Source organism: Streptomyces sp. NBC_00207 (assembly GCF_045160965.1).
Classification (GTDB): Bacteria; Actinomycetota; Actinomycetes; order Streptomycetales; family Streptomycetaceae; genus Streptomyces.
This window is the reverse complement of the sequence record NZ_CP130715.1, coordinates 882,197-901,825: the sequence shown is the minus strand read 5'-3', so window position 1 is coordinate 901,825 and position 19,629 is coordinate 882,197. Positions and strand designations below refer to the sequence as shown.

The 19,629-nt window shown below is 73.8% G+C and carries 16 protein-coding genes; 7 read left to right on the top strand and 9 right to left on the bottom strand.

What is annotated here, in order from left to right; translation table 11 throughout:
* Window positions 1-33 precede the first annotated feature (33 nt).
* Window positions 34-984 (bottom strand): LysR family transcriptional regulator, encoded by a 951-nt coding sequence (locus OG472_RS04660; RefSeq protein ID WP_401602936.1) that lies wholly within the window; start codon window positions 982-984, stop codon window positions 34-36.
* Between the two features lie 199 nt (window positions 985-1,183).
* On the opposite strand from OG472_RS04660, the gene OG472_RS04655 reads away from it, so the two are divergent.
* Both OG472_RS04655 and OG472_RS04650 read left to right on the top strand, forming a co-directional pair.
* A complete protein-coding gene (locus OG472_RS04655) occupies window positions 1,184-1,696 on the top strand; it encodes a hypothetical protein (protein WP_401602934.1) in 513 nt (170 codons plus the stop codon).
* Window positions 1,693-2,229: a hypothetical protein gene (locus OG472_RS04650; RefSeq protein ID WP_401602933.1), complete on the top strand. Its 537-nt coding sequence runs from the start codon at window positions 1,693-1,695 to the stop codon at window positions 2,227-2,229. Before OG472_RS04655 ends, OG472_RS04650 begins: the two co-directional genes overlap by 4 nt.
* Here OG472_RS04650 and OG472_RS04645 read toward each other — a convergent pair.
* Complete coding sequence (locus OG472_RS04645; protein ID WP_405940958.1) at window positions 2,207-2,905, bottom strand: thioredoxin domain-containing protein; 699 nt, start codon at window positions 2,903-2,905, stop codon at window positions 2,207-2,209. The genes OG472_RS04650 and OG472_RS04645 overlap by 23 nt on opposite strands.
* A gap of 230 nt (window positions 2,906-3,135) precedes the next feature.
* On the opposite strand from OG472_RS04645, the gene OG472_RS04640 reads away from it, so the two are divergent.
* Window positions 3,136-4,524, top strand: coding sequence for a cation:proton antiporter (locus OG472_RS04640; RefSeq protein WP_405940957.1), 1,389 nt, complete (start codon window positions 3,136-3,138; stop codon window positions 4,522-4,524).
* Here OG472_RS04640 and OG472_RS04635 read toward each other — a convergent pair.
* The 3 genes from OG472_RS04635 to fusA all read right to left on the bottom strand — a co-directional run bounded on the left by OG472_RS04635 (window position 4,463) and on the right by fusA (window position 8,403).
* Window positions 4,463-5,317 (bottom strand): polysaccharide deacetylase family protein, encoded by an 855-nt coding sequence (locus OG472_RS04635; RefSeq protein ID WP_405940956.1) that lies wholly within the window; start codon window positions 5,315-5,317, stop codon window positions 4,463-4,465. The genes OG472_RS04640 and OG472_RS04635 overlap by 62 nt on opposite strands.
* A gap of 321 nt (window positions 5,318-5,638) precedes the next feature.
* Window positions 5,639-6,181, bottom strand: coding sequence for an FABP family protein (locus OG472_RS04630; protein WP_405940955.1), 543 nt, complete (start codon window positions 6,179-6,181; stop codon window positions 5,639-5,641).
* Between the two features lie 149 nt (window positions 6,182-6,330).
* Window positions 6,331-8,403, bottom strand: a complete 2,073-nt coding sequence (gene fusA / locus OG472_RS04625) for an elongation factor G (RefSeq protein ID WP_405940954.1) — start codon at window positions 8,401-8,403, stop codon at window positions 6,331-6,333.
* Window positions 8,404-8,842: 439 nt separating this feature from the next.
* Here fusA and OG472_RS04620 point away from each other — a divergent pair, with 439 nt between their 5' ends.
* On the top strand, window positions 8,843-10,216 hold the full coding sequence (locus tag OG472_RS04620; protein ID WP_401602923.1) for an OFA family MFS transporter: 1,374 nt from the start codon (window positions 8,843-8,845) through the stop codon (window positions 10,214-10,216).
* 177 nt (window positions 10,217-10,393) lie between these two features.
* Here OG472_RS04620 and OG472_RS04615 read toward each other — a convergent pair whose 3' ends face one another.
* On the bottom strand, window positions 10,394-11,749 hold the full coding sequence (locus OG472_RS04615; protein ID WP_405834770.1) for a sensor histidine kinase: 1,356 nt from the start codon (window positions 11,747-11,749) through the stop codon (window positions 10,394-10,396).
* 100 nt (window positions 11,750-11,849) lie between these two features.
* Window positions 11,850-12,527, bottom strand: coding sequence for a response regulator transcription factor (locus OG472_RS04610; RefSeq protein ID WP_401602921.1), 678 nt, complete (start codon window positions 12,525-12,527; stop codon window positions 11,850-11,852).
* A gap of 135 nt (window positions 12,528-12,662) precedes the next feature.
* On the opposite strand from OG472_RS04610, the gene OG472_RS04605 reads away from it, so the two are divergent.
* Window positions 12,663-13,277, top strand: coding sequence for a hypothetical protein (locus tag OG472_RS04605; RefSeq protein ID WP_405827933.1), 615 nt, complete (start codon window positions 12,663-12,665; stop codon window positions 13,275-13,277).
* 84 nt (window positions 13,278-13,361) lie between these two features.
* On the opposite strand, the gene OG472_RS04600 is transcribed toward OG472_RS04605, so the two are convergent.
* Window positions 13,362-14,582 carry an FAD-dependent monooxygenase gene (locus tag OG472_RS04600; protein ID WP_405940953.1) on the bottom strand — a complete coding sequence of 407 codons (1,221 nt, stop codon included), beginning with the start codon at window positions 14,580-14,582 and terminating at the stop codon, window positions 13,362-13,364.
* 50 nt (window positions 14,583-14,632) lie between these two features.
* Window positions 14,633-16,594: a hypothetical protein gene (locus OG472_RS04595; RefSeq protein ID WP_405940952.1), complete on the bottom strand. Its 1,962-nt coding sequence runs from the start codon at window positions 16,592-16,594 to the stop codon at window positions 14,633-14,635.
* 720 nt (window positions 16,595-17,314) lie between these two features.
* Between OG472_RS04595 and OG472_RS04590 the strand changes: the two genes are divergently transcribed.
* Window positions 17,315-17,893, top strand: a complete 579-nt coding sequence (locus tag OG472_RS04590) for a sigma-70 family RNA polymerase sigma factor (protein WP_319732568.1) — start codon at window positions 17,315-17,317, stop codon at window positions 17,891-17,893.
* Between the two features lie 869 nt (window positions 17,894-18,762).
* On the top strand, window positions 18,763-19,587 hold the full coding sequence (locus tag OG472_RS04585; RefSeq protein ID WP_401604474.1) for an IclR family transcriptional regulator C-terminal domain-containing protein: 825 nt from the start codon (window positions 18,763-18,765) through the stop codon (window positions 19,585-19,587).
* The last annotated feature ends 42 nt before the right edge of the window (window positions 19,588-19,629 follow it).

Below are 19,629 nucleotides of genomic sequence, written 5' to 3'. Positions count from 1 at the left end.
GCACCAACCGGCCGATGCATCCATAGGTTCGTTCTATGGCCTCTCGGTGCCGGCGCCGGAACCGGCCCCCGCACCGGCCCGCCGCGCGATCGCGTACAGGTCCCGCGCCGGTCCGGCCGGACGCTGCCCCTGGGGCCATACGGCACGCAGGGAGCGGGCCATGTCGAAGCCGGCCACGGTGGGGGACTTCAAGGTCCCCGAGGCCAGTTCCACGGACACGGCCAGCGAGCTGACCACGGCCGGACCGACCCCGGCGGCCGCCGCCGTCTTGATGGCCGTGGTGGAGGAGAGCTCCAGCAGGGGCGCGGGCCGCCGCCAGTCGGGCACGCGGGCGGCGACGGCCCGCTCGAAGGACGTACGGGTTCCCGAGCCGGCCTCGCGCTGGACGAGCGGCGCGGCCGCCAGCTCCTCCAGGGTGATCGTGGAACGCCGGGCCCAGGGATGCCCGGGCGCCACCACGACGACCAGGCGGTCCACGGCCACCGGGCGGCTCTCCAGCCCCTTCGGCGCCCGGGGGCTCTCGATGAAGCCGATCCCGGCCCGGCCCTCCAGTACCGCCTGAGCCACCCCGGCCGAGTTCCCGGACTCCAGGGTGACGGCGGCCGGGACGGCGGCGGACGCCCGCAGCGCCACCAGCCACTTCGGGAACAGGTACTCGGCGACGGTCTGGCTGGCCGCCACGTGCAGCCGAGAGTCGCGCTGCTCCCGCAGGGTCTCGATGCCCGCGCCCAACTGCTGCGCCGCCTCGACCACCGTCCCCGCCCATTCCGCGATCAGCGCGCCGGCCGGCGTGGGCCGGGAACCGAGCGTCGTCCGTTCCAGGACGGGCAGGCCGACCAGCTTCTCCAGGTAGCGGATGCGGGAACTGGCCGACGGCTGGCTGATGCCGTGCGCTTCGGCGGCCCTGCCGAGACTGCCCAGTTCGATGACGCTGAGCAGCAGGTCGAGGGCGGCGAGATCGGGGACGCGGGGAGGCAGGGGCATAGAACCATCCTATGGACCCATCGGCCTGTTGCCGCTACCGGCGCCCGCGGCCACGAAGCTGCGTCCGCAAGGCCCCGGCCCCGCCCTCGACCCCGGCCGAATACGTCCCCAACCGACAAGGTTCCCTCCACCATTCGGGGGAGGGGGATGCTCCCCGGGCATGACGTGCGCGGCGGACGGTGCCGGTCACCCTGAGGGCATGATCCTCAACAGGTACGCCGACAGAGCGCGCCGGATGCTGTTCACGCCCGCGCGGCCCGCGCCGGCGGGCCGCTTCGTACGGCTGGCCGCGGCCCTCGCCGTCGCATACATGCTGATGTACACGGGGCTGAAGCTGTACATGGCGGCACGCGGGGAGATCGGGATGCCCGGCAGCCCCGCGCCCGAGGCCGTGCAGGCACGCTTCGAGCACCCCGCGGCCGCGCAGGCGGGCAACGCGCTGCTCGGCGTCGTGGCGGCGGCGGTGGTCGCGGCGACCGTCACCCGCTGGGGAGGGCGGATCCCGCGCTGGGCGGTGCTCGGCGCCCTCGCACTCGGCCTGCTGCTGCAGGCGCTCGGGATGGCGGTCACCCTGGGGCGCCAGGGGCTCGACGTGCTGTCCGGCGATTGGGCCGCGGCGGCCGACGGCCTCGGGGGAGCCGCGCAACTGACCGCCTGGTGCGTGGTGATCGTCTCCTACCACCGGCGCACGCGCGCGGAGTCCGTACGATGACGGCCACCCACCGGACCGGCGTACAGGCGGCCCGAACGGTCTTCTGGTGCTCCTTCGCGTACGGCGCGATGAAGCTCGACTGGGCCCTCGGGGGCGCGATCCTCGCACGCCAGACCCCGCTGCCGCCGACGGCCCGGGCCCAGTTGCTCGATCGCGCCGGGAACACGGTGACCGAACACTGGCTGTCGGTGGCACTGGCCGTGGTGGGCATGGCCGCGGCCCTTCACCTGCGCGGCCGCTTCGGACCGCACGGCCGGGTCCGGCGCGCGGTGCTGCTCACCGGGGCCTGGGCGGGATGCGCGTTCATGGTGGCGCGCGCCGTCGGACTCCTGGGCTACGGGTTCACCGGCGACCTCTGGCTGCTGGCCGGCCGGGCCTCCGCACCCCCTGAGCACCTGGACCTCGCGCGCACCCTGGCCAGCTGGGACCTGCTGCTGTGGTCGCCCTACTGGCTGCTCTTCGGGCTGTCCTGGGGGCTCGCGGCCCGGCAGTACGCGCGCCGCGCCGCTCCTACGCCCCGGACGCCTTCTTGAGGTGCCGGTAGAGACGGTTGCGGTCGGTGTAGAGCGCACGGTTGCCCTCCTTCACCAGGGCCCCGTTGATCTCCATGGTCGGGGTGCTCTCGGCGGGTGAGTCGCCGAGCGCCTCGTCGGAGGCCTCGACGAACTCCCGGTACTTCGTCTCCTGCACGGCCGCGTCGAACTCCGGGCCGCGCAGTCCCTCGACCAGGACGGCCAGCGCCAGCAGCCGGTCCCTCGTGAAGCCTCCGGACTTCCGTGCGTGCACCTGGTGGCTGTAGAGCACGTGGTGGTACTCGGCGAACTTGCCCTGGTCCACGGCGGCGCGCAGTGCGTTCGCGGCGAACTTCGACCCCGGCCCGAGGAAGGACCCCAGGGTGAACTGCAGTTGCAGCGCGTTGTTGCGGGCCGCCCGCTTCAGGTACGGGCCGGTGCCCTCCGTCTCGAACTCGGCGCAGGCGGGGCAGCTCAGGTCCTCGTACAGCCGGACCGCCAGGGGAGCGGCCGGGTCACCGAGCACGATCGTGGTGCCGTCGGCGGCCACCGACTCCCTGGCCGCGGGCAGGTTCGCACTCGCCGGCACATCGAGCGGGTCGTCGTTCGCACCCCGCTTCCGGCAGGCGCCGACGGACGCCGACGCCGTGATGGCGGCGGCCGCGACCAGGAAGCCGCGTCTCGTTCCGACCTGCATGGATGTCCCCTCCCCGGGTTCGAACAGGGAGACAGTACGCGGGCCCGCGGGCCCGGGCGGCACCGGGCTCACGTCGACTCCGGCAGGGCGGAGGCGATTCAATGGGACCGCGCCGAACCGACCCGCCTCACACCGCCGTCGAGCGTGTCGGCCGAACAGTCCTTCCCCGCACCGACGTGTATCCGAGCAGCACGACGTCCACCCCGCGGAACGAGTGGAAGTGATCCGGCATGACAGCGATCGACACCATCCGGCTGCTGGCGGCCCTCGCCGTGATCTGCGCATCCGCACACGGATGCGGCTTTCTCTTCGGCGCGTTGCGCCAGCCACCGGTCATCGGGGAGGTCGTCGGAGGCATCCTGCTGGGCCCCTCCCTCCTCGGGCTCGTCGCCCCCGCGGCCCGAGCCGCGCTGTTCCCCGCCTCCGGGGCGGTGACCAGCGCCCTGGACGCCCTCTACCAGCTGGGCCAGTTGCTCCTGATGTTCCTGGCCGGCGCGGAGCTGCGCATCCGGGCGGGCGGCAGGGAACGCCGCACCGGGGCGATCGTCGCGGCGGCCGGCCTCGTGGTGCCCTTCGCGGCGGGCGCGGGCATCGCGGCGCTGGTCCCCGCCTCCTTCGCGGGGCCGGCGGGCTCCACGGTGACGACCGCCCTCGTCGTGGGGCTCGCGATGGCGGTCGCGGCCATTCCGGTCATCTCCAGGATCATGATGGACCTGAAGATCATGGACACCGCCTTCGGCCGGATCGTCCTGATGGTCGCCGTGATCGAGGACGTCATCCTCTACGTGGTCCTCGCCGTGGTCCTCGGCCTCGCCCGCTCCGGCACCGGCCACCCGGTCGGCCTGTGGGACCTGATCGGCACCGCCACGGCCGTGCCGACGGCCGTCTACTTCACCGTCGTCAGCCTGCTCTTCTTCGCCACGAGCCTGACCTGGGGCGCCCGGCTCTTCCGCCGGCTGGCCGGTCACCGCGCCAACATCGTCGCCCGGCAGAGCCCGGTGGCCTTCCGGCTGATCTTCCTGTGCGCCGTGGTGCTGCTGTGCCTGGGCCTCGGCATCAACGCGGTGTTCGGTGCCCTGATGGCGGGCATCTGCGCCGCCCGCGGCGATCACGAGGCCGATCACGCGGCCGAGGGCGTAACCTCCCCGGACGCCGGACGGGAAACGGCGGTCTGGGCAGCCATCCGCCAGTTCTCGATGGCCTTCTTCATCCCGGTCTTCTTCGTCCTGGTCGGCATGCGCCTGGACCTGGTGCGCGCCTTCGATCCGCTGTTCTTCCTGTGGTTCCTGACGCTCGCCTGCGGCATCAAGACGGCCAGCATCTGGGCGGCGGCGCGCGTGGCGGGGGAAGACCGGGTGTTCTCCTCGTCCCTCGCCGTCGCCCTCAACGCCCGCGGCACGATCGGCATCGTCCTGGCGGGCGTCACCCGCCAGGCCGAACTCATCAACGACCGGTTCTTCGTGGTCCTGGTCCTCGTCTCCCTCGTGACCTGCCAGATCGCGGGCTTCCGGCTGGCGAGGGCGGTGGACCGGCTCCGGGAGCCGGCCGGCCCGACCGCTACCGGGCCCCCGCGGCAGCGGGGGAAGCCGGCGCGCTCAGGAACTCGCGCAGGTCGATGACCTCGTAGCCGTCGGCCCGGGCCGCGTCGATGATCAGCGGGAGGGCGTCGGCGTCGAGGACGACGCCGTCGCCGGTGCTGCCGACGTGCATCTGGATGATCGCTCCCGGGGTGAGGGCGTCGACCGCCCGCTCGACCGCCTCGTCCACGGTCATGCCGCCCTCCGGGCCGAGATAGCCGTTGGTGTCGGCGGTGAACTCGATCGCCGCGTAGCCCAGGTCGTTGACGTCGGCGACGGACTGGCGGGTGGTGGAGCTGTAGGGGAAACGGAAGAACGGCAGCGGCTCGGTCCCGGACGCCGTCCGGATCGCCGCGTCCGCGCGCCGCACTTCCTCGGCACGCTCCGCCGCACTGATCTCACCGAAGTAGGGGTGGCTGTACGAGTGGTTGCCGAGGCCGTGCGCGGCGCCCATGGCACGGACCGCCGCGGGGTGGGCGTCGGCGAACTCCCCCGTCGGGAAGAAGGTGGCGGGCAGCTTGCGCCGCCGCAGTTCGGCCAGCACGGTGTCGAGCCCGGCCTCGTCCCACGCGGCGTTGAAGGTGAGCGCGACGACCTTGCGCGAGGTGGGCAGCCGGCGGATCTCACTGCCCAGGAGCGAGGCCGGCGGGCGCGGACCGGCGGGCGGAGCACCCGAGGCCGGACGGCCCGCGGCCGGTGCGCCCGCCGGCGGTTCGCCCGCGGCCCGCGCGGTGGGCTGCGCGGTGGGCTGCGCCGCCGCGGCACCGGAGCAGGGTACGAGCCCTGCGGCCAGCAGCGCCGCCAGCGCGGCGCGTCGTCCGACCTCCACCACCATCACTCCATCCGGTACGCCGCCGCCGTCACGGGGCCTCCCACGACTATGCGACGGCGCCGACGGGAGCACCCGCAGCCCGTGCCGGGCACCCGGGTGATCTCCACCGCGGCCACGGGGCGGCGGTGCCGAGGTCCTGTCCGGGCGATCTTTGTGGCTCAGGCCGCGGCGTCTGGCGCGGTGCATCGCAAGGCGGAGGAGCGTAGCTCGTACTTGGCCGTACTCGCGCGCTCCGACAACGCGGCGAGGTGCCGTGCCTGGGGGCACCTCCCAGCGGTAGCTGGGGGAGCGTCGCGGGCCCCGCGAAGATCGCCCGGACAGGGCCTAGGTCGGGCGCCGGCGCAGGTGGGTGGTGAGGTGGTGCTGCAGGGGCCGGCCCACCGCCGCCATGTCGTGAAGGACCGTCATCTCCCCGCCGTCGACGGTGTAGCGGCGCCGCGTGGCCGTGACCTCCTTGGCCAGGGGGGTCAGCGACACGTCCTTGGTCTCGATCTCGATCTCCGCGCCGGACACCCGTCCGACGTACGTTTCGACGATGCCGGTGGGGTGCGCGAGAACGACCTCCAGGGAGGCGTCGGGCGTCACCCGCCACCAGCCCGCCTCACGTCCCGCCGGCCGGACCGGGGCCCCGGAGTCGTCGATCAGCCACGCGCGTGCCTCGTAGCGCAGGAAAGGGCGGCCGTCGTGGCTGAAGGTGATCTCCTGCTCGTAGCGGAAGTCCTTCTCCAGGGTCGGGTATTCGCCCTGGCCCCGGCCGTGCCAGCGTCCCAGCAGGGGCAGCACGGGCCGCAGCAGCGGGTGCGGCTCGGGGCCCTCGCCCAGGACGTGGCTGTCGGGATAGGGGTTTTCCTGCACCGGCTCGAACATGTTCACCTTGTCTGTCTGCGGGGACCCGAGGGGTCCCCGCAGACTAGCGCGACCGCACCGGCCCGCCCCGCCCCCGCGGCACGGGGGCGGGGCAGGACCGGAACCGGCCGCAGCGGCCGACTCGCAACAGCGCGGCGCGCGCCGCGCGGTCAGCGGGCCGGCAGACCTGCCGCGACCGAGGCCGGTACCGGCGCGAGACCGGCCGGCCGGGTGGTGAAGGTGCCCCGGCCCTGGGTGCGACCGCGCAGCCGCGACGCGTAGCCGAAGAGCTCGGCCAGCGGCACGGACGCCGTGATCACCGCGGTCCCGGACTGCGCCGTGGACCCCGAGACCCGGCCGCGCCGGGCCGCCAGATCACCCAGCACGCCCCCCACCCCGTCCTCGGGAACGGTCACCGTCACCTCGACGACCGGCTCCAGCAGTTCCACCGCGCTCAGGCGCAGCGCCTCGCGCAGCGCGAACCGGCCCGCCGCCCGGAACGCCATCTCCGAGGAGTCCTTGGAGTGGGTCGCCCCGTCGGTGAGCGTGACCCGCAGCCCCGTCACCGGATGCCCGCCGAGCGGGCCCTCGGCGAGGGCGTCCCGGCAGCCGGCCTCCACGGCGCGCGCGTACTCCTGCGGCACGCGCCCGCCCACGACCGCCGACCGGAACTCGAAGGCCTCCTCCTCCAACGGCTCGACATCGAGGACGACGTGTGCGAACTGGCCCGCACCACCGTCCTGTTTGACGTGCCGGTAGACCAGGCCCGTCACCCCGCGCACAACGGTCTCCCGGTAGGAGACCTGCGGCCGGCCGACGACGACCTCCACCCCGTGACCGCTGCGGATCTTCTCCACCGCGACCTCCAGGTGCAGTTCACCCATCCCCGACAGCACGGTCTGCCCGGTCTCCGCGTCGGACCGCACCACCAGCGAAGGGTCCTCCTCGGCGAGCCGCGCCAAGGCCGCCGAGAGCCGCCCGGTGTCGATGCTGCGACGGGCCTCGACCGCGACCGACACCACCGGCGCAGCCACCGAGGGCGGTTCGAGGACCAGCGGAGCCCCCGGCGCACACAGCGTCGTGCCCGCCCGGGCGGCCTTCAGCCCGATCACGGCGACGATGTCACCGGCGACCGCCTCCTCCCGTTCCTCGTGCCGGTCCGCCTGGACCCGCAGGATCCGGCCGACCCGCTCCGTGCGGCCGGTGGCCGCGTCCAGTACGGTCGCGCCCTTGCGCAAGGTGCCCGCGTACACCCGCAGATAGGTGAGCCGACCGGTCGGGGTCGCCGTCACCTTGAAGGCGAGGGCCGTGAACGGCCCCGCCGGATCGGGCGCGCGCTCCTGCTCCGCGCCGTCCGCCATCCCCCGTACGGGCGGCATGTCGGCGGGCGAGGGCAGGTACGCCAGGACCGCGTCCAGCAGCGGTTCGACCCCGCGGTTGCGGTACGCCGAGCCGCACAGCACGACCACGCCGTCCCCGCGCAGGGTCAGCTCCCGCAGGGCGCGGGCCAGCGTCGGCCCGGTCAGCGCCGAGGTGGCACAGAACTCCTCCAGCGCCTCGGCGTGCAGCTCCGCCACCGTTTCCTCCAGGAGCCGGCGCCGCCGGTCCGCCTCCTCGCGCAGCGGCTCGGGAACCGGTCCCGTCTCGTAGGTGTCGGAGCCGGCGTGCCAGTGCAGCGCGCGCATCCCCAGCAGGTCGACGACACCGGTGAACGCGTCCTCCCGGCCGATGGGCAGCTGCACCACGAGGGGTACGGTGCCCAGCCGCCGGCGGATCGACGCGACCGCCGTGTCGAGGTCGGCGCCGGCCCGGTCGAGCTTGTTGACGAACGCGATCCGCGGCACACCGTGCCGGTCGGCCTGCCGCCACACCGACTCGCTCTGCGGCTCGACTCCTGCGACCGCGTCGAACACCGCGACGGCCCCGTCCAGCACCCGCAGGGAACGCTCGACCTCGTCGGAGAAGTCGACGTGCCCCGGGGTGTCGATCAGGTTGATCCGGTGTCCGTCCCAGGTGCAGCTCACGGCCGCGGCGAAGATCGTGATGCCGCGGTCGCGCTCCTGGGGGTCGTAGTCGGTGACGGTCGTTCCGGCATGGACCTCGCCCCGTTTGTGGGTGGCACCGGTCGCGAACAGGATGCGCTCGGTGATCGTGGTCTTGCCGGCGTCGACGTGGGCGAGGATGCCCAGATTGCGGACGGCGGAGGGGGAAGCGGTGGTGAGGGGTCGCCCGTTGGCGCGCATGGCCCAGGCCTTTCGAGTGAGAAGAGAAAGCGGCGGCGCGATTCCCGGACGCGATCCCCGGCCCCCGCACACAGCCACAGCGCCGTCGCCGCCCCGCGCCCGGAAGAGGCCCGGGCAGGCGGGGGCGTACGAGGAGCGGAAAGCTGAAGCGGACGGAACGTGAAGGGATCTAGAAGTGCGTCACGGGCATACGGTGACGGCCGCGCAGCCGGCACCGCGCGCTGCGAGACACCGGGATCACGTCGTACCGGGACGGGGGAGCGAAAACGGCGGTGCGGTGCGTGCGCATGGCCGGGCTCCCCTTCTCTTCACTCGGTATGAGACGCGCGGTGCCCTCTCGGCAGCGCGCACGGCGAGTCTAGATCGCCTCCCTGCCCGGGGCACCGCATTTTCCGCTCGCCCCAACGCTGTTGGGGCGGGATGCGGTACGGTCCGCGGCATGCTCGCCGGACTGCGTACCCCCGCACCCCGGGGATGGAGCCGCTGGCTCGTTCCGCCCGCCGCCCTGTCCATCCATCTCGCCATCGGCCAGACCTACGCCTGGAGCGTCTTCAAGCCGCCCCTGGAGACCTCCCTCGGACTCTCCGGCACCGCGTCCGCCGTCCCGTTCCAACTGGCCATCGTCATGCTCGGACTGTCGGCGGCCTTCGGCGGCACCCTCGTGGAACGCAACGGGCCGCGCTGGGCGATGACCGTGTCGGCAGCCTGCTTCGCGTCCGGATTCCTGGTCGCCTCGCTCGGCGCCGCCACCCACGCGTACTGGCTCGTGGTGCTCGGCTACGGCGTCATCGGCGGCACGGGCCTCGGCATCGGCTACATCTCCCCGGTCTCCACGCTGATCAAGTGGTTCCCCGATCGTCCGGGCATGGCCACCGGCATCGCCATCATGGGCTTCGGCGGCGGCGCGCTGATTGCCGCACCCTGGTCGGCGTACCTGCTGGACGCCTTCGGGACGGACACCACCGGCCTCTCGAAGACCTTCCTGGTCATGGGAGTCGGGTACGGCGTCTTCATGACCCTCGGCGTGCTCCTGGTACGGCTGCCGCCGCCGGACTGGGCGCCCCCGGAGCGGCCGGAGCCCGCCCCCGCCGCGGCCGGCCGCCGTCCCCCGGTGACCGGTGCCCGGGTCTCCGCCCGCGACGCCCTGCGCACCCCGCAGTTCTGGTGCCTGTGGGTGGTCCTGTGCGCGAACGTCACGGCGGGCATCGGCATCCTGGAAAGGGCCGCCCCGATGATCGTGGACTTCTTCGCCGGGACAACGGCACCGGTCGCCGCGGGCGCCGCCACGGGCTTCGTCGGGCTGCTCTCGCTCGCCAACATGCTGGGCCGCCTCCTGTGGTCGTCCGCCTCCGACCTCATCGGCCGCAAACGGATCTACCGGGTGTACTTGGGCGGCGGCGCGCTGATGTACCTCCTCGTCGCGCTCTCCGGAAGCTCCTCCACGTTCCTTTTCATCGGATGCGCCGCCGTCATCCTGTCCTTCTACGGAGGGGGCTTCGCCACGATCCCGGCCTACCTGAAGGACCTCTTCGGCGTCTTCCAGGTCGGCGCGATCCACGGCCGGCTGCTGACCGCCTGGTCCCTGGCCGGAATCCTCGGCCCGCTGATCGTCAACACCGTGGCGGACGCCGGCAAGGCCGCCGGGCGTACCGGGCCCGCGCTCTACGGCCCGTCCTTCCTCGTCATGATCGGCCTCCTCGCCGTCGGCTTCGTCGCCAACGAGCTCGTACGTCCCGTGGACCCCCGGCACCACCAGCCGCCGGCCGCCGGTCCCGCGGCCGTGCCCGTCCCGCAGGAAGGAGCGACCCCGTGACCGGCCGCCGCCGCGCCCTCTTCCTCGTCGCCTGGCTCTGGGTCGGTGCGCCCTTCGCGTACGGGATGTACGAACTGGTGCTGAAGATGCGGCAGCTGTTCACGGACTGAGACCACCCGCCCACGGGGGCGATCCCCGCACCCGATGCCCCCTGCCCGGGGCGCTGGAACAGGTCCTTCAGAGCTGACGCGTCGCCGGCAGCCGCAGCACCAGCCGCGCGCCCCGCGCCGAGTCCTCGGCCGTCAGCGTGCCACCGTGATGGGTGCTCAGATCGCGGGCGATCGCCAGGCCCAGCCCCGCTCCGCCGTGGTCGCGGCTGCGCGAGTCGTCGAGCCGGGTGAAGCGCTCGAAGATCCGCTCCCGGTCCGAGGCGGGGATGCCGGGACCGTCGTCGACGACCTCCAGCACCACGCCGCGTGCGGTGGTGCGCAGGGTGACGTCCACGCTCCGCTCGGCGTAGCGCTGCGCGTTGTCGACGAGGTTGGTGACGACCCGGCCGAGCCACAGTGCGCTCGCGGTGACCTCGACGTCCGCTTCGAGGTCCGCCCGTACGGGGACCCGGTCGCCGAGCCGGCCCTCCACCACCTCGCGTACGAGGGCGGTCAGGTCCAGCGGGACGGCCGCGACGGGCTGGGCCGCGTCGATGCGCGCGAGCAGCAGCAGATCGGCCGCGAGGTGCTGGAGGCGTTCGATGTCCTCCAGGGCCCCGCCGATCAGCTCGGGCCACAGCTCCGGGTCCCGGACGGCCAGGGCCACCTCCAGCTGCGTGCGCAGGACGGTGATGGGACTGCGCAGTTCGTGGGAGGCGTCGGCGATGAACTGCCGCTGGCGGATGCCGGAGGCCTCCAGCCGGTCCAGGGTGGCGTTCATCGTCTCCGCCAGGCGGGCGACCTCGTCGCGGGTGGCCGGGACCGGCACCCTGCGGTGCAGGTCCCGGTCGGAGATCGCGGCGACCTCGGCGCGGATCTCCTCCACCGGCCTCAGCGCATGACCGGTGACCCGCCAGGTCACCAGGGCGACGGTGGCCAGCAGCAGGGGCATGCCGATGACGAGGGCGGCGGTCGTGGTGTCGTCGGCCGCGTCCGCGTCCCGCAGCGAGGCGCCGGCGTAGACGGTGGCCGGACCGTCGGGGGTGTCCGTGATGACCTGGACGACCCGCTGCCGGTGTTCGCCGCCGAACGGGCGGACCTTCCACGTGTGGACGCGGGGCCCCGGCGGTCCGGGGGTGGCCGGCGGCAGCGGGGGAACGTCCAGCAGGTTCGGGCTGGCGAACAGCACCCGCCCGTCGGCGCTCACCACCTGGACGAACTCGACGCCGCGGGCGGGCGCGCGCAGGCGCCCCAGCTTCCCGGTGGCGGCGAGCTGGGCCACCGTCTCGGCCTGCCGCCGGGCGTCGTTCTCGGCGTTGCGCATCAGGTTGTCCTCGAGCAGCCCGAGCAGGGCGAACGAGGCGAGCGACAGAGCCGCGGCCACCACCACGCTGGCCCCCACGGTGGCCCGGGCCCGCACGGTGGTGGGCCACAGCCTCCGCAGCGCGGGCCACCGGCCCAGGACCGCGCCCGCGACCGCGCGCAGGGCGGCGCCGACCCGGCGGCGGAGGCCGGGAAGCGGACGGGGGTGCGCGCCGGGTCGCTCAGCCACCGTCGACCGCCAGCCGGTACCCGGCGCCCCGTACGGTCTCCAGCGCGGCGCGGCCGAACGGAGCGTCGATCTTGCGGCGTACGGCGCTGACGTGGACCTCGACGACGTTGGGGTCGCCGTCGAAGGCGCTGTCCCACACCTGTTCCAGTATGTCCCGCTTGGGCACCACCTCGCCGGAGCGCCGGGCCAGGTACTCCAGCACCGCGAACTCCCGTGCGGTCAGCCGGATCTCCGTGCCGCCACGGGAACAGGAGTGGCGGGCCGGGTCGAGCACCAGGTCGCCGAAGCGCATCACCTGAGGGCGCCTGCGGCCCGTACGCCGCCCGAGCGCGCGCAGCCGGGCGACCAGGACGAGGTAGGAGAACGGCTTGGACAGGAAGTCGTCGGCGCCGGTGTCCAGGGCCTCCGCCTCGTCGTACTCCCCGTCCTTCGCCGTGAGCATCAGGATCCCCGACTCGTTGCCGGCGGCGCGCAGCTTCGAGCAGACCCGGTAGCCGTTCAGCCCGGGCAGCATGATGTCGAGCACGATCAGGTCGTAGTCGTGCTCGGTGGCCATCCACAGGCCCTGGGACCCGTCGTGGGCCACGTCCACCGAGAACCCCTCCGACTGGAGCCCCCGCTGCAGGGCCACGGCCAGCCGTCGTTCGTCCTCCACCACCAGTACGCGCATGCCGGACAGGATCTCAGGCCCCGCCCGCTCCTGGCTGAAGAGGTCTTCAGGTGGCTTCAGCGGGGCTTCAGCATCCGCTCAGCATGCTCGGGGACGAGCCGGGCGCAGTGCCCGGTTGTCCTGAGGAGCGCCTGTATGTCTGATTCTGTCCCGCCGTCCGAGCAGCCCGAGAACGCGCCGGAGGCCGGAGTCCGCAAGGGGGCGGCCCTGGGCCGCCTGGTGCCGCGTACCAAGACCGCCCGCTGGGTGGCGGCGGGCGCGGCCGTGGTGGTCGTCGGCGGGGGAGTGGCGGCGGCCGCCGTGGCCGACCATCACCACCACGGGGACCGGGGCCCGCGCATCGTCCGGGCCGAGCCCGGCGAGAAGGGCGGGTTCAGGGGCGGGCCGGAGGGCGCGCCGCCGCACGTGTTCAAGGGCGGCCGCGGCGGTCCGGAGGTGTCCGAGCGGCGCGAGCTCGGCGGACCCGGTGCGCCGAACGCCCCCGGAGTGCCCGGTGCTCCCGGCGGGAAGGGCGGACTGCACAAGGCCGCCCCGGCGCCCCTGCCCTCCCTGGCCATCGGCGAGGCGGCCGACAAGGCCGCCGCGGCCGTGACGGGCGGGAAGGTCGAGGGCCTGCGCGTGATCGCGCAGGACGGCGGAGGCAGCGCCTGGCTGGCCGTGGTCCTCGGACCGGACGGCGTCCGCCACGCGGTCACGGTCTCCGGCGCGGACGGCACGATCACCAGCAACACCGTCATCGGTAGCCGGTAGCCGGTAGCCGGTAGCCGGTAGCCGACGGCGGCTGGTGGTTCGCGAGCGATGGCCGGCGGTCGGCGGTCGGTGGCAGGGCCGGGCCTACGGGGCCATCGCCTGGCCCCCGATGCCGGGGGCCCCGGCGAGCTGGCCCTGCCACCACGCCGCCATCTCGCCGCCGTTCATGGCCGCCCAGGACGGGGTCTCCTCGACCTGGGCCCGCCCCAGTCGGCGGGCCAGCGCGACCAGCTCCCGTCCGGCCGCCCCGCGGGACTCCTCGTAGCCGTGCAGCAGTTCCTCGAACGACCCGGCGCGCCGCCACCCGTCGGCGAGGGCGGTGGCGTCCTGCAGGGCCTTGGCGGCCCCGCTCGTGTTGTGCGGTCGTACGACGGTGGCCGCGTCGCCCGCGAGCAGCAGCCGGCCCGCGGCGGTGGGGGCGGTCTCCAGATCGTAGATGGGCTGGACGAAGGTGTCCGCCGGAGCCGTCAGCGCGAGCGCCCGTCCCCAGTACGGCGGAAACTCCCGGTCGAGCAACGCACGCAGGTGTCCCGCCAGTTCGGGGGTCAGCCCGCCCGGCGGGAAGCTCGTCGGGTCGTCGAAGCGCAGCCCGCCGCCGCGCGGCGGAGGGGCGTAGAGCACCCAGTTCACCCGCGGCCCGTCCGGTCCGGGGATGCGGTAGACCACGCAGGTGCCGCCCGCGAAGCAGACGGTGGTCACCGCCTCCGGCACCGAGTCCGCGTCACCGCCCGGCCCCGCCAGCAGCGCCGCGTCGAAGTTCCCGCGCCAGCACACGTACCCGGCGTAGTGCGGCCGGGACCGGGGGCAGAGCGCCTCGCGCACCACCGACCGGTACCCGTCGGCGCCGACGACCAGGTCGAACCGTTCGACGGAGCCGCCCGCGAGCCGCACCTCGGCGCCCGCGCTCCCGGCCGCCCCGACGCCCGTCACCGTCTCCCCCTGCCGGTAGACCACCGAGTCCGGGACCGACTCCCGGAGCCCGCGCCACAGCAGTCCCCAGTGGTAGGAGTGGAAGGGGAACGGCTGCTCCCACACCACGCGGCCGCCCGGCCCGGAGGCGTCGTCGCGCACCACCCAGCGGCGCCGCTCCAGCCGGTGCGCCGCGATCCCCGCGGGCAGTGCCCCGCTCGCGCCGAGCTCGACGGCCCGCTCGTTGTGGATGCAGAGGCCCACGCCCCGGTCCTCGAGCCGTCCGCGCGTGCGCTCCAGCACCACGACCTCGCCGGCACCGGCCCGCGCCGCCGCCGTGGCGACGGCGCAGCCCGCGATGCTTCCGCCGACCACCGCAATCGATCCGCCCCGCATGACCGCCTCCCGACGAAGCACCGTGCACGTGACCCGCGTTCAGAGGCGGATCACGTTACTGAATCCGCGGCGGACCCGCCGCGTGCGGGCGTCGGATTCCCGCCAAGCCCGCGGCCGCCCGTGACCGCCCGCGCAGGCGGGGTCGGCTGCGGGGAGCCCTGCAGGGCCAGCGCGGTGAGCACGAGCAGCGAGTCCGTCCAGCCCAGGGGCGCGACCGAGGACGGCAGTCCGGCCCCGTTCACCGTTTCGGGGAGCTCGCCCAGCCCGTTGCGCTTGGACAGCACCCAGTCGAGCACCCGGCCGGCCCTCGCCTGCTCGCCCGTACCGGACCAGGCGAGCGCGAAGAAGGAGGTGCTGGCCGTCCACGCGTACGAACCCCAGCTGAAGGAGGGGTCGTTGCCGGGCGAGACGCCGCCGTTGGGCAGCAGCAGCGCCCGGTAGGTGGAGTCCAGCGCCCCGCCGAGACCGGGCGGGGCGGCGTTGAACGGGGGTGCCATGAAGGCCACCGCGCTGTCCCGGCCGTGCTTGCCGTCGACGGTCCGCTGGTACCCCAGTGGAGCGAAGTGCGTGGCGATCGCGGCGGACAGCCGCCGGGCCGCGTCCGCCCAGCGCTCCGCGTCCCCGCTCATGCCCTGCCGGTCGGCCAGGTCGGCGGCGGCGTTGAGGCCGGCCAGCAGGGGAGCGGCCGTACCGATGTTGGCGGTCGTCGTGTCCAGCTCCCAGTAGTCCGGGGACGCCGGAGGCAGCCCGTCCGGCCCGAGGGACCGCGCCGCGTAGTCGGCCGCCTTCCGCACCATCGGGTAGAGCCGGCCCAGCCGTTCGTCCCGGCTGCCGGGCGGCGCCGCCTGGTACCACTGCCAGGTCGCCCAGGGCACCCACCCGTTGCCGTCCAGCTGCCACTTCCGCGCGTCCGGGGGGCCGCTGCCGTCCAGCTTGGTCCGGGCCTCCCAGGTCCCGTCGGCCCGCTGGGTCAGCGCGTCGTAGTCCAGGATCCGGTACGCCTCCTCGTCGTGCCCGGTGGCGGCGAACGCGGCCGAGGCGAAGGCGCCGTCCCTCGGCCACGAGTACTCCCAGGGCGGCGACCACGCCGCTGCGAACGCGCCGTTGGGCTTCAGCAGCGCCCGCATCGACAGCAGAGCGCGCTGCGCCGCGGCCCGCTGGACGGCGGTGGTACCCGGCACCCTGCCCGCGGCCAGCCACGCGCGGCTCTCGGCGACCTGCGCCAGGGCGCGCGGGTCGTCCGCCTCGACGACGGCCGACGCCGAGGCCCCGTCGGGCAGGTACCGCCACCGGCCGGAGGGCAGGCGCAGCACGTTGCTCCCGTCGACGTAGGAGGCGCCCACGGCGAAGGAGGGCAGCACGGCCTCGGTGGCCACCCGGTTGGTCAGCAGGCCCGACGTACGGGCCGCGAGCGCGGAGGCCGGTACGTAGCAGGGCTCGGTCTCCCCGCAGCGCTCGCTGCCGGTGGGATTGACGTAGAAGGCCAGCCGGGAGGCGTAGGCGTGCCAGCCGCCCCAGTACGCCCGGTCGTAGTTCCAACTGGTCAGTGAGCCGGGCACGGACCGTGTGGTGCCGTACCAGGCGATCGGCTTGTTCTCCGTGGTCGTCGCCTGCAGGAACAGGTAGTAGGTGGTGCCCGGGGTGACGGCGGCGTCGACCGGGAATTCGACCCAGCCGGCCCCGGCGCCGCCGAGGGCGGCGAGGTTCAGTGTCCTCGAGGCGATGGCCGACCCCGCGTCCGAGCGCACCCGGCGGATCTGCGCGGTCACGGTGCCCGTCGCCGCCCCGCTCGCCAGCCAGACGCTCACCCGGGAGAGCCGGGTGCCGGTCACCGCGAACTCCTGGGCCGCCGCGTTGTTGGTGGACTTCACGCTGAACAGTGCGGTCTCGTGGCGGACCTGGCCGTCGTAGATCACGGCGGCCGCTGCGGCCGCGGCGTCCGGGAGCGCGGCGGGCACACCGGTCAGGGCCAGGGAGAGCACGGCGGGCAGCAGACTCCTCGCGAACGCCATTCGGATACAGGCCCTTCCTCTTCGACGGGCGCGCGCGGAGTGCCGGGGCGCCGAAAGCTGGACCCACCATGCAGGTATCCGCTGCCGGGGACGGCGGAGTCGGGACGTGTCCCACCGGATGGGGCCGTAGCGACATCCGATCGTGTGAAAGAAACAGCGGTGGCGTGCCTGTGCCGGCCCGTGTGGGCGCACGTCGGCGACCGGCCGCGCGGGGCGGTGTGCCGGGGGCGTGCGCGGGCGGACCAGGGCGCGCGGGGAGGCGGATGCGCTTCCTTCTGAAGATTTTCCCGGACCGGCTTGCACGATCCGGCTCGATTTCCGATGGGGTGGTGATGAGGAGCGCGCCTGGCGCTCCGCGGCTGCCGGTCCGGGGGCAGGCACGCCGATTACACATGGTCCACTTGGAAGGTTCCGCGCCGAAGTGAATGTTGCCGAGACGGTCGCCCTCGCGCTGTTAACCGCCACCGCGGTCCGTTGTCTCGTCCCTCTCGTCCCTCTCGTATGTCTCGTAGTCGATTTTTTCGTGGTCCAAATGGCCGACATGGCCGAAGCGGTCGACGTGGCCGATGGGTTCAGGGCGCGCGTGCGCCTGCCGGGCGTGGGGGTACGGACGGGGGCGGGTGGGCCGACCGTCCTTCGCCGCCTCGCCGTACCCCCCGTCCGTCACCGTGAGTTTTCCGCCGCCCCGGCGGGGAGCGCTGAACAGCTGTGGGGGAGCGTATGAGCGAAGGCGAATTCGATCCATCGGGGGACCAGGCGGTCTCCAGCGAGCTGGCCGGGGTCCTTCCGGTGGAGTTCACCGCGTTCCACTCCCAGCAGCACCGCGCCTATCTGCGCTACGCCCACCTCCAGCTCGGGAACCCCAAGGACGCCGAGGAAGTCGTCGACGACGTGTTCACCTTCCTGCTGAAGGTGTGGCGCCAGGCGCTGAAGGAGGCGAGCCTCCACGGTTTCGCCTGGGCGGTGCTGCGGGAGCACGTCGAGAGGAGGCTGGCGGTCCTGGGACGGCAGGTGGCGATGGTGGAGACGGCGTGGTTCGCCGCGCTGCGCCGGTCCTCGAGAGAACGGCTGGAACTGCTGGAGTCGAAGCTCGGACTGTACGCGGCGATCGCAGGCCTGTCCGAACGACAGTACGACGTGGTGCTGTTGGCCTTCCTCCTCGGCAACGACTCCGACACCGTCGCCCGGATGATGGGGATCACCCCCGCGACGGTCCGCTCGCACATCCGCGGCGCGCGCCGAACCCTGTCCCGCAAGCTCGGGGTCGACTGGATCCCCGGAGAGGAGAAGGATCAGTGAGCGACATGCCCTGCAACCGTGACATGCCGCTGTGCGAACTGGACGCGGCCCTGGAGGACGCGACGGTACTTGCGGAGGAGTACGCCGGATACGACGAAGGGGCCGCGAGGCGCCGGATCGCCCGCCGGATCGTCGCCGACCGCGCCCGCTCGGCGACCGGAACCACCACCGGTGGATCCCTGCCCGCCCGGAGGCAGCCGGCATCGGCCGCCACCGACGACCTCGTCCTGGACGCCGCCTGCCACGTACGGGCCGCCCGCGGCCTGGACGACCTCACGTGGTCCCTCGTGGAGAGCCGGGACTTCGCCGAACTCGCCCTGGATGCAGACTCCTGGCCGCACGGCGCGCACTCGGCGCTGCTCTTCGGCTGCCTGCTGCACCTGGCCGACCGCACGGACGGCGCGCAGTTCTGGTTCCAGTACGCGGCCGGTGCGGGCTCCCAGACCGCAGCCCGCTGCCTCTACCTCCACCACCTCGCCCGCGCCGAGGTCGCGACCGCCCGCTACTGGAAGCACCAGGCCCAGACCCTGCCCCCCGATGAGCACCTGCCGACCCTGCCGCCATCCCCGGAACACCTCGAAGAGGCCCTCGGAGCCTCCGTCATCTGGACCTCGCCGCCCATCACCACCCAGGACCTCACCGCCCTCTCCGCCGGACCCGGCCGGGCCGGACGGCCTCCGCTGCGGCTCCCCGCGCGGCTGCGCCAGGCCCTCACGGCCCGGCCGCACGAGGAGCACCCCGACCTGGGGGAGGTCTTCACCCCCGGCCCGCAGGTCGCGGTCGCCGTCGCGCAGAACGCCCGGCTCAACCCCCTGCACCTGACGGAGGAGGCGAACGCATGGGCCCTCGAAGCACTGAAACAGCCACACCTGACCCACGCGGCCCGTAAGACCCCCGAAGGACGCCCGGCGCCCGCAGCACTGGAGTCCGTCCACCAGGCGCTGCGCGTCCTGGAAGTGATCAACCGCTACTCGGGCGGGGTCAACCTGACGCAGATCGCCCGCGAGACGAAGCTGCCGCAGCTCGTCCTCGCGCGGGCCGTGGAACAGCTGATCCGCGCCGGCCTGGCCATCCCGATCGGACCGGACGCCTACCTCGCCGGCCACGCCCTCCTCCTGGCCGACTACGGAGAGGGCCGCGGACACCTGCGCGAGACCCTCGCATGGGTGCGGGACGCGGTCGGCGCCGCCGTCTACGTCGCCCGTTACACCGATGGAGAGGTCTCCATCACCCAGTACGCCGACGGCCCCGCCACCCCCGTGGTCGAGGAGTGGGTCGACTTCCGCGCCGCCGCCCACGCCTCCGCGGTGGGCAAGGCGCTGCTCACACAGCTCGACTACGACGACAGGAAGGACCACCTGGCCCGCCACCGGCTCACCCGTTTCACCGTCCACACCCTCACCAGCCAGCAGGCCCTCTTCCACCAGCTCGACACCCGCCCGCCCAACGCCCCCCTTCTCGACCTGCAGGAGTACGCGCTCGGCACGGTGTGCGCGGCAGTGCCGATCACCGCGGGCCCGAACGCGGAATGCGTGGCCCTCTCCATCCCGGTCCCCGATCCCGGCCGGCTGAAGCAGGCCGCCCGGATCCTGCAGAGCGAGGCGGCCGCGGTCTTACTCGCCCTGATCGTCGCCGGCAGCACCCAGTCCACGGCACGCCAACCGGAGGACACCGTCCTCTCCCCGACGGCCTAGCCACGGGACCGGGCCCGCCGCCCCGCACGAGCGGGGGGCCCG